Origin of the sequence: Pedobacter sp. UBA4863 (genome assembly GCF_002399615.1) — a bacterium.
Lineage (GTDB): Bacteria > Bacteroidota > Bacteroidia > Sphingobacteriales > Sphingobacteriaceae > Pedobacter.
Window position 1 is genome coordinate 63,613 of the sequence record NZ_DHDZ01000049.1, and the last position, 8,787, is coordinate 72,399.

Consider the following 8,787-nt stretch of genomic DNA (forward strand, 5'->3'; position numbering starts at 1 on the left):
AAAATGAGTGTACTTTCCATAAAACCCGAGCGTCGTCGCTGGTTTATCATAAGCGTAGTTTTTTTAGCTATCGTATTTAATTATTTCGACAGGCAAATTGTATCTATTCTTAAACCAATGTTAAAGGAAGAATATCAATTAGATGATAAGGGATATGCTATAGTTTTAAACGTGTTTACGGTATTCTATGCTATCATGTATCCTGTTTCGGGATGGTTGGTAGATAGATTGGGAGAGAAAAAGGTCATGTTTGTTGGTATTTTAGGCTGGTCTATCGCTTGTTTAGGCGGTGGTTTGTCTAAAACCTTTGGTCAGTTTACTTTTTTTAGAGGGCTGCTAGGAGCCTCAGAACCAACAAATTTTCCGGCACAGCTTAAAGTGGTAACGGTTTGGTTTTCTGGTAAATTAAGGGCAACCGCAAATAGTTTGTGTACCGCCGGTAGTTCTATTGGCACCATATTAGCTACCTTTTTAGTTTCTCATATTGCGTTAAAATACGGGTTTCATTCTGTGTTTATTTTTGCAGGGGTAGTAGGTTTAATTATTGCGCTGTTGTGGTTTATCATTTACAAAGAGCCACCAGCAGAAATTTTAGAAGAGAATGCTAGAGAAGAGGGAGTGCCAGTAGATCAACCCGCATTTACTTGGAGGCAATTATGGAAAACCAAAACCTTATGGGGCATACTTCTAATTCGTTTTGTAAGCGATCCTGTTTGGTATTTCTGTTTATTTTGGTTGCCAGGATATTTGCAAGAAGATTCGGGCTTATCATTGAAAGAAGTGGGTATGTTTGGCTGGATCCCTTTTTTAGTAGCAGATGTGGGCGCAATTGCTTTTTCTGCCTACTCTGATAGGTTGGTGAAAAAAGGACAAAAGCCACTTTTCGCTCGCAGAAAGATGTTAACTATTGTAACCATTTTTGCTCCACTTTGTGCTTTAACACCATTTATTCACAATCCTTATTTAACCATATTTATTTACTCGTTGGTAGCAATGGCTTGCCTATGTTGGCTATTTAATGTAAGTGTGGTTATTGCCGAAGCTTTTCCTGTGAAAAATGTAGCATCTGTTTTAGGTATTGCAGGCGGTTGCGGCGCTTTAGGAGCGGTAATATTCAATTACTTTGTTGGCCAAATGATGGGCTCGTTAGGAGCAAGCACCATTTTCATTACAATGGCATTTATGCATCCAATAGCCGTGTTAATTTTATGGACGATGGTGCGTAGAGAAAAAGTAAAATCTGCCGATGAGGCTTTAGAAAAAGTGATAGAAAATTAATTTAAAAAGAATTTAAAATTATATAGTAATGGCTAGTGTTAAAACAATCTCCGAACCAGCAAGAGAAACCCCGGTTCGAATGGAAGTAGATGTATTGGTAGTAGGAGGTGGTCCTGCAGGTATTATTGCGGCGCAGGCAGCAGCTGCTGATGGGTTGAATGTTGCTTTAATTGATAACCGAAGTTTTATTGGTGGCAACATGACCATAGGTTTGCCTATTTTGGGCTTTCTAGGGCAAAAAGGAAACCAAATTATTAAAGGTTTGCCGCAAAAATTTATCGATAAACTTAAAGAGGTAGATGCCGCTTCGGAACATAGGCCATGCCCTTTGCACATGAGCTTAACTCTTGTTGAACCAGAAGCCGTAAAAAATGTAGGCTTAAAAGTTTTGGCAGAAGCTGGCGTAAAAGTACTGCTGTATGTTTTCTGTGCAGGCGTTGTAAAAGAAGGTAACGAGTTAAAAGGTGTGATCATTGAAAGTAAATCTGGCAGAGAGGTTATTTTAGCAAAAGCCATTATAGATTGTACCGGCGATGCAGACGTGGCTTACAAAGCAGGCGTACCAACAGAACAAGGAAATGACGTGGGTGGCGCACAACCGCCTACCCTAATGTTTTGCATGGGCGGGGTTGATACTGAAAAACTGCGCATGTCTATTGCCGAAGAGCCACGTACCTATTTAACAGACTTTATTCCGGCAGAATATTTTGGACAAAATAACCAATTTATTGTGGTGGGTTTAAGAAGTGTAATGGAAAAAGCTCGCCAAGCTGGTTACCATTTGCCGGTAGAGCGTACCATTTTAATTACAGGCTTACGCGAAGGCGAAGTTTGGGTAAACATGTCGCGTATTAATGGCGTTGACGGAACAAACCCAGAGAGTTTAACTTACGGAGAAATAGAAGGCCGTAAACAGGTAGAAGAAATTGAAAGATATTTAAAAGATTTTGTACCAGGTTTCGAAAATGCGATGTTTACAAAAATGGCCCCTTTTTTAGGGATAAGAGAAACACGACGCATTGTAGGCCAATATGTAATGACCGCCGATGATATTTTGAATTGTCGCCGTTTCGACGATTCGATTGCCGTGGCCAGTTATCCATTAGATATTCATCATCCAGAAGGTGGCGGTTGTACCTTAACCTGGTGTGGCGATAGTTACGATATCCCTTACCGTACCTTGGTGCCTCAAAAGGTAGAAAACTTATTGGTGGCCGGTCGTTCTATTTCAACAACACACGAGGCCATGTCGGCAATACGCGTAATGGCACCTTGTATGGCCATGGGCGAAGCTGCAGGTAGAGCCGCTAAATTAGCTATCAGAAATAATGTTAAGCCTTCGCAATTAGAGGTGAATTTAATTAGAGAAGAGTTGGTGAATACTGGTGCTTACTTGCATAAAGAAGAAGCTTAGTAGCGCTATTAAAAAGGGAGTTTTAGGTTATGCAACAATAACCTTAACTCCCTTTTCTTCTAACTGTTGTACCAAAATTGCAGGTACTTTATCATCCGTTATCACATACGAAACCTGATCGAAGGTGCATACCTTTCCTAGGCCACGCTTATCAAATTTGGTGCTGTCGGCAAGTATTACTACTGTTTGTGCACTTTCTATCATTTTTTGGTCTAAAGTGGCTTCAGCTAAATTGGTAATCGAAAAACCAAAGTCTAAATCAATGCCGTCAACCCCTAAAAAGGCAATTCCACAAGAAATTTCTTCTAAAATTCTTTCGGCAAAATTACCTGCAACAGACGACGAGTTAGCCCTAATCATGCCGCCAAGTTGCAACACTTCGATATTGGTTCGGTTGCTTAACTCTAAGCTTACTTTTAGCGCTGGGGTAATTACGGTAATATGTTCGCTGGGATGCAAGTACCTGGCTACCTCAAAAACGGTAGATCCAGATCCTATGGCAATCGAATCGGTATCTTTAATCAGTTTAAGCGCCGCTTTGGCAATACGTTGCTTTTCTTCCGCATTGATGAGCTCTTTCTCGTAAATACTGCGTTCGCTGGCATAAGGATTTTTAATAGAACCACCACCGCGTGTTCTAAACAAAAGGTTTTTATCTTCGAGCATTTTTAAATCTTTTCTGATGGTTACGCCCGAAACCTTCATTAAATCAATAAGCTCAATAATATTTACCTTGCCATCTTCTTTAAGTTTTTTTAAGATGTATTCGTGCCTATCGGTGATGTTCTTCATAATAAATAAGTTTGTTGCTAATATATTATTTATTATTGCATAAAAAAAGCGCCTTATGGTAGATATAAGGCACTTTTTTATAATTGAGGCAAAGTGTTATTTCACTTTTGCATAATCTGTCGAGTTTCTTTTTTCTACCTCGGTTTTAAGCGCTCTAAAATTTTTTGTGTTTAAGGTTGCCAGCTCATTGGTAGAAATGGCATGTAGTCCGGTTGCTCCATTTAGTTTTAAATCGCTTTCGTTACTCAGTTTGGTAAAAAGGCTTTCGGTTTTAGAACTAATGTCTGCTTTTGCACTATCTTGCAAAATAAGTTGTAAATGCTGCGTATTTAAAGTGTTTTTGGTATTTACTACGGCATTTCCAGAAATGTCAATTCTATAAATATTAGCTACGTAAAGGGTAATTTTTGCTGTTTCGTTAGTTTTTTTGGCCGATACATAAATTGCATTATCATCCGAGTAAACCCTGGCTTTTACAGTGCCATCATTAGAGAATAATTTTTTGCTTTCGTAATCTTGTACCAAGGTAACCTCTACATTTCCAGAAATGATGACCTTTTTAGGAGCTTGTTGTTCGTAAACGTTTCTGTGTTTATAGGTAGCAGCAATAGGGTTAACTGCTTCTTTTGCGTTAATGGTGGTGGTAATCATGGTGGCTAAAGCTAAAATCCCGATAGCAAATAGCGAAGTGGTTTTTTGTTTCATAATTTGATTTGTGTTTTGTAGATAAGACGCAAATCATTCGCTAACGTTGCATTAAGGCAACCTAAAATCGACAAACTCCCCATTAATCTCGACAAACTCCGAAAATTTTCGTAGATTATTGTGCTGGTATGAAATTACAGTTGGCAATTTGATAATTAACCGCCAACTGTAAAGTATGAGCTAGAAATTGTAAACCAGCTTACTACTATATTGTCCAGCTTTCGCATTTTTGTAAAAAGGCTTCATCAGCTGCTGCGCCAATACCTGGGGTATCGGGTACGCTTAACATAAAACCTTCGTAAGTTAGACCGCCAATTACGGGATCTACCAAATGCCCCAATAAACAAGTGTCTAAATCAAAATAAACCACATTAGGGCTGGCCAATGCAAAATGTAAATTAGCGGTTAATGCCAATCTGCTTTCTAACATGCTTCCAATCATACACTTTACGCCACTTTGTAGTGCTACTTCATGTATTTTTTGCGCCTCTAAAATACCACCAGATTTAGAGAACTTGATGTTTAAAAAGGTGGTAGCTTGTGCATTAATCAGCTTTCTGGCATCGTGATGGTTGTAACAACTCTCATCGGCCATTAATCTAATGGGAGAGTTGGCGTGGAGCTCTGGCAATTTATCATCGAACCAAGTACGCATAGGCTGTTCACAAAACTCAATATGGTACTTTTCCAGTTCGGTTAGGGCAAAAAGTGCGTCATCAAAACTCCAACCCTGATTGGCATCTAAACGTAAGGTCATTTCTTCGCCAACGGCCTTCCTAATGGCGGCTACACGCTCAATATCTTCATGTACTTTTTTGCCGAGTTTTATTTTGATAATTCTACAGCCATTATTTTGATGTGCTACGGCTTTGGCAGCCATATTTTCGGCCGTATCAATTCCCAAGGTCATGTCAGTTTCTATGGTACGCTGGTGTCCGCCCAAAAATTGATATAAAGGTTGGTTGGCATTTTTTGCTGCAATATCAAATAAAGCCATATCAAAAGCACTTTTAATAGTTGGGTTGTGGGCGGCATAGCCCAATAAATCATCCATTCGTGCCGGAATATCTAAAGGATCTTTGCCTTTTAAAATTTTTGCAAAGTCTTTGGCCATCGCCAAGCAGGTCTCTTGAGTTTCGCCAACAATCATGGGAAAAGCCGAGCATTCGCCATTACCATGTATGCCTTCATCGGTAAAAATTCTTACCAAAGTGTTCTGTGCAAAATCCATAGTGCCTGTGGCAATGGTAAAGGGTTCCATTGGAATACTAAAACGGTAGATTTCGGTGTGGGTAATTTTCATCTATTTGTTAATTTATATTGATAGCGATGAAGCTATCCCGATTAAATCGAAATGGTTTCATGCTAATTGTCTAATTCAAATTTAAGTCGATCTTGTTCTATAATGTTTTTTAGTTCTTCTTCTTTGGGTAGGTATAAAAGATATTTACTGCTGAAAAGTTTGTTTTTATCATTCAGTACAGAATATTTTACAATGGTTTCATCTTTTTCTGAACAAAGTAAAAGCCCGATAGTTGGGTTGTCTCCTTCACTTCTCTTCAAATCATCGTACATTCTAACATACATGTCTATTTGGCCTATGTCTTGATGATTAAGGCTTCCAGTTTTTAAATCGATAATTACAAAACATTTTAAGATGTAATTGTAAAATACAAGGTCAATAAAGAAATCGGAAGTATCGGTGACGATATGCTGTTGTCTAGCTACGAATGCAAATCCTTTTCCAAACTCTAAAAGAAATTTTTGTAAATGGTCTATAATTGCAGTTTCCAAATTTCTTTCGGTTGTAGAAGTTTCTGGTTTTAAGCCTAAAAACTCGAAAATATAAGGGTCTTTAATTAAGTGTTGAATACTTTGTTGTGCTGTTGATTTTGGCTGTGTTAAAGTTCTTTCAAAAGACAAGGTATTAATTTGGCGTTGTAGTTCTCTGCTGTTCCAATTGGAAGCAATTGCTTCGTTAATATAAAAAGTTCGTTTTACTTCAGAATCAAGTCTAGAGAGTAAGCGATAATGCGTCCAGCTCAATTCTTGACGCAATGCGTCAAGAATTGGAAATGAAAGGTAAAACTTTCTTATGTTAGTTAAATTTGTATAGTCAAAACCTTTGCCAAATTCTAATGTAAGTTGTTTGGATAAGTTTTTTAAGGTTGCCTTGCCATAATCTGCTCTATGTTTTCCTTGTTGTTCATCTTCAATAATGAGTTTGCCTATGTGCCAATAAGATTCCAAAAGCGCAGAATTAGCCAAGCGAAATACCCTCAACCTAGATTGAATGATAATTTCTTTAATAGCACTAAATAGTACGCTTTCGGCCAATTCCATAAAACAAAATATTTGCTTAAAAGTATAAAACAAAACTAAAATAATAACGGTTAAATAGATAATTTTCGCATCCTTTAGCAAAATTGATAATTCTTTTCAAGGTAAAATTTTGCTAAGCCTTATACCTTCCGCCTTAAACCTTATACCTTTATATTATGAAAGAAGCCAATAGTTTAATCCACGCCTCCTCGCCATACCTCTTACAGCACGCCTATAACCCCGTAGCGTGGTACGAATGGAATGAAGCATCCTTAAAAAAAGCGAAGGATGAAAATAAGTTGATTATTGTAAGCGTGGGCTATTCTGCTTGCCATTGGTGCCATGTAATGGAGCACGAGAGTTTTGAGAGCCATGAGGTGGCCGAAGTGATGAACCAGCATTTTGTTTGCATTAAGGTAGATCGAGAGGAACGCCCAGATATTGATCAGATTTATATGTTGGCGGTACAACTGATGAATGGAAATGGAGGGTGGCCGCTAAACGCCATTTGTCTGCCAGATCAACGACCTATTTATGGTGGTACTTATTTTCGTAAAACCGATTGGATTAACATTTTACTGAATTTGGCTAACTTATGGCAAAATGAGCCACAAAAAGCCATCAAATATGCAGAAAGACTAACCGAAGGCTTAAAGCAAGCCGAACTGATTGAAGACACCAATAACGACCTTGTTTTTACCGAAGAACAATTAGTAGCCATTGTAGAACCTTGGAAACGCAGTTTTGATATGGTGGATGGGGGCTATAATCGTGCGCCTAAGTTTCCTTTGCCAAATAACTGGTCGTTTTTATTGCGCTATGCTTTTTTGAAAGATGACCAAGCCGTAATGATGGCCGTAATGAGAACGCTAGAAGCGATGGCCATGGGAGGAATTTACGATCAGATTGGAGGCGGTTTTGCCCGTTACTCGGTAGATACGCAATGGCATGTGCCGCACTTCGAGAAAATGCTGTACGACAATGCCCAACTGATAAGTTTGTACGCCGAAGCATATCAATGTTTAAAATATGAACCATTTGCAGCGGTCATTAAAGAAACTATTGCATGGATAGACCGGGAAATGACATCGCCCGATGGCCTATTTTATTCTGCTTTAGATGCAGACAGCGAAGGTATAGAAGGTAAATTCTATGTATGGAGCAAGGCTGAATTTGATGAAGTGCTAGGCGAGCATCAAAATTTATTAAACGAGTATTTTACCCTTACCGAAACAGGGAACTGGGAAGAGGAAAACACCAATATTTTGCTGCGCAAAGTGTTCGACGAAGCATTGATGGAAAAATATCAGCTAAGCGAAACCGAGTTAAAGCAGGTGGTTACGGCCGCAAAAAATAAATTGCTGGCAGCAAGAAACCAACGTGTTAAACCTGGTTTAGATGATAAATGCTTAACCGCTTGGAATGCACAAATGATAAAAGGCTTGCTAGATGCCGCTCGGGTTTTGGGCAAGGATACCTATTATGAAAAGGCAAAACAAACGGCCAATTTCATCCTCAATAACCTCATGGATGAAGCCGGTGGCCTATACCGTAATTATAAAAATGCTAAGGCCAGCATTACTGGATTTTTAGATGATTACGCTTTCTTGATCGAAGCTTTAATTGCACTTTACGAAACCGATTTTAATGAAGCTTGGTTAAACGAAGCCAAAGACTTAACCGAATATGTACTGGCCAATTTTACGGATGAAACCAACTCGATGTTCTTCTACACCTCCAACAATGGCGAAAATTTAATTGCCCGTAAACATGAAGTGATGGATAACGTTATACCGGCCTCAAACTCGGTAATGGCGCAAAACTTGCAAAAATTAGGGCTGTTTTTTGATGAGGAAACCTATACAGCAAGAGCATCGGCTATGCTAAAAGCAGTACAGCCCCGAATTAAAGCTTACGGTTCGGCTTACGCTAATTGGAGCATCCAACTCCTGAACGAAGTTTACGGCATTAACGAAATCGCCATTGCCGGAACTGATTTTAGAACCGTAAAAAAGGAATTAGATCAACATTATATCCCTAATAAGATTACCTTGGCAGGAACAAAAAGCACTTTGCCCTTATTGCAAAATAAACAAAGTAAGGATACTAAAATTTATGTGTGCAGAAACAAGACCTGCCAGTTGCCGGTGGCGAGTGTAGCGGAAGCCTTAAAGCATGTTCAATAAGTGTAAGTAAAAACCGTAGTGCATTATTAATAAAATAATAAACAACCGATATACAAATATTTGTGTATTTGTTTTTAAGTTCTGAGAAAC

7 protein-coding genes are annotated in these 8,787 nt (G+C 38.7%); 3 read left to right on the plus strand and 4 right to left on the minus strand.

Going from position 1 to position 8,787, the window contains the following annotated elements; all coding sequences use genetic code 11:
- The first annotated feature begins 3 nt into the window (after nucleotides 1–3).
- Both B3I52_RS13295 and B3I52_RS13300 read left to right on the plus strand, forming a co-directional pair.
- On the plus strand, nucleotides 4–1,278 hold the full coding sequence (locus B3I52_RS13295) for an MFS transporter (protein WP_293302004.1): 1,275 nt from the start codon (nucleotides 4–6) through the stop codon (nucleotides 1,276–1,278).
- A gap of 28 nt (nucleotides 1,279–1,306) precedes the next feature.
- Nucleotides 1,307–2,692 carry an FAD-dependent oxidoreductase gene (locus B3I52_RS13300; RefSeq protein ID WP_293302007.1) on the plus strand — a complete coding sequence of 462 codons (1,386 nt, stop codon included), beginning with the start codon at nucleotides 1,307–1,309 and terminating at the stop codon, nucleotides 2,690–2,692.
- Nucleotides 2,693–2,719: 27 nt separating this feature from the next.
- Here B3I52_RS13300 and B3I52_RS13305 read toward each other — a convergent pair whose 3' ends face one another.
- The 4 genes from B3I52_RS13305 to B3I52_RS13320 form a co-directional block, all read right to left on the minus strand.
- Nucleotides 2,720–3,484: a DeoR/GlpR family DNA-binding transcription regulator gene (locus B3I52_RS13305; protein WP_293302010.1), complete on the minus strand. Its 765-nt coding sequence runs from the start codon at nucleotides 3,482–3,484 to the stop codon at nucleotides 2,720–2,722.
- A 96-nt stretch (nucleotides 3,485–3,580) separates the two neighbouring features.
- Nucleotides 3,581–4,189: a GIN domain-containing protein gene (locus B3I52_RS13310; RefSeq protein ID WP_293302012.1), complete on the minus strand. Its 609-nt coding sequence runs from the start codon at nucleotides 4,187–4,189 to the stop codon at nucleotides 3,581–3,583.
- 205 nt (nucleotides 4,190–4,394) lie between these two features.
- Complete coding sequence (locus tag B3I52_RS13315; protein ID WP_293302015.1) at nucleotides 4,395–5,492, minus strand: mandelate racemase/muconate lactonizing enzyme family protein; 1,098 nt, start codon at nucleotides 5,490–5,492, stop codon at nucleotides 4,395–4,397.
- 62 nt (nucleotides 5,493–5,554) lie between these two features.
- Nucleotides 5,555–6,532, minus strand: a complete 978-nt coding sequence (locus tag B3I52_RS13320) for a PDDEXK nuclease domain-containing protein (protein WP_293302017.1) — start codon at nucleotides 6,530–6,532, stop codon at nucleotides 5,555–5,557.
- A gap of 155 nt (nucleotides 6,533–6,687) precedes the next feature.
- On the opposite strand from B3I52_RS13320, the gene B3I52_RS13325 reads away from it, so the two are divergent.
- Nucleotides 6,688–8,697: a thioredoxin domain-containing protein gene (locus B3I52_RS13325; RefSeq protein ID WP_293302019.1), complete on the plus strand. Its 2,010-nt coding sequence runs from the start codon at nucleotides 6,688–6,690 to the stop codon at nucleotides 8,695–8,697.
- Nucleotides 8,698–8,787: the final 90 nt, after the last annotated feature.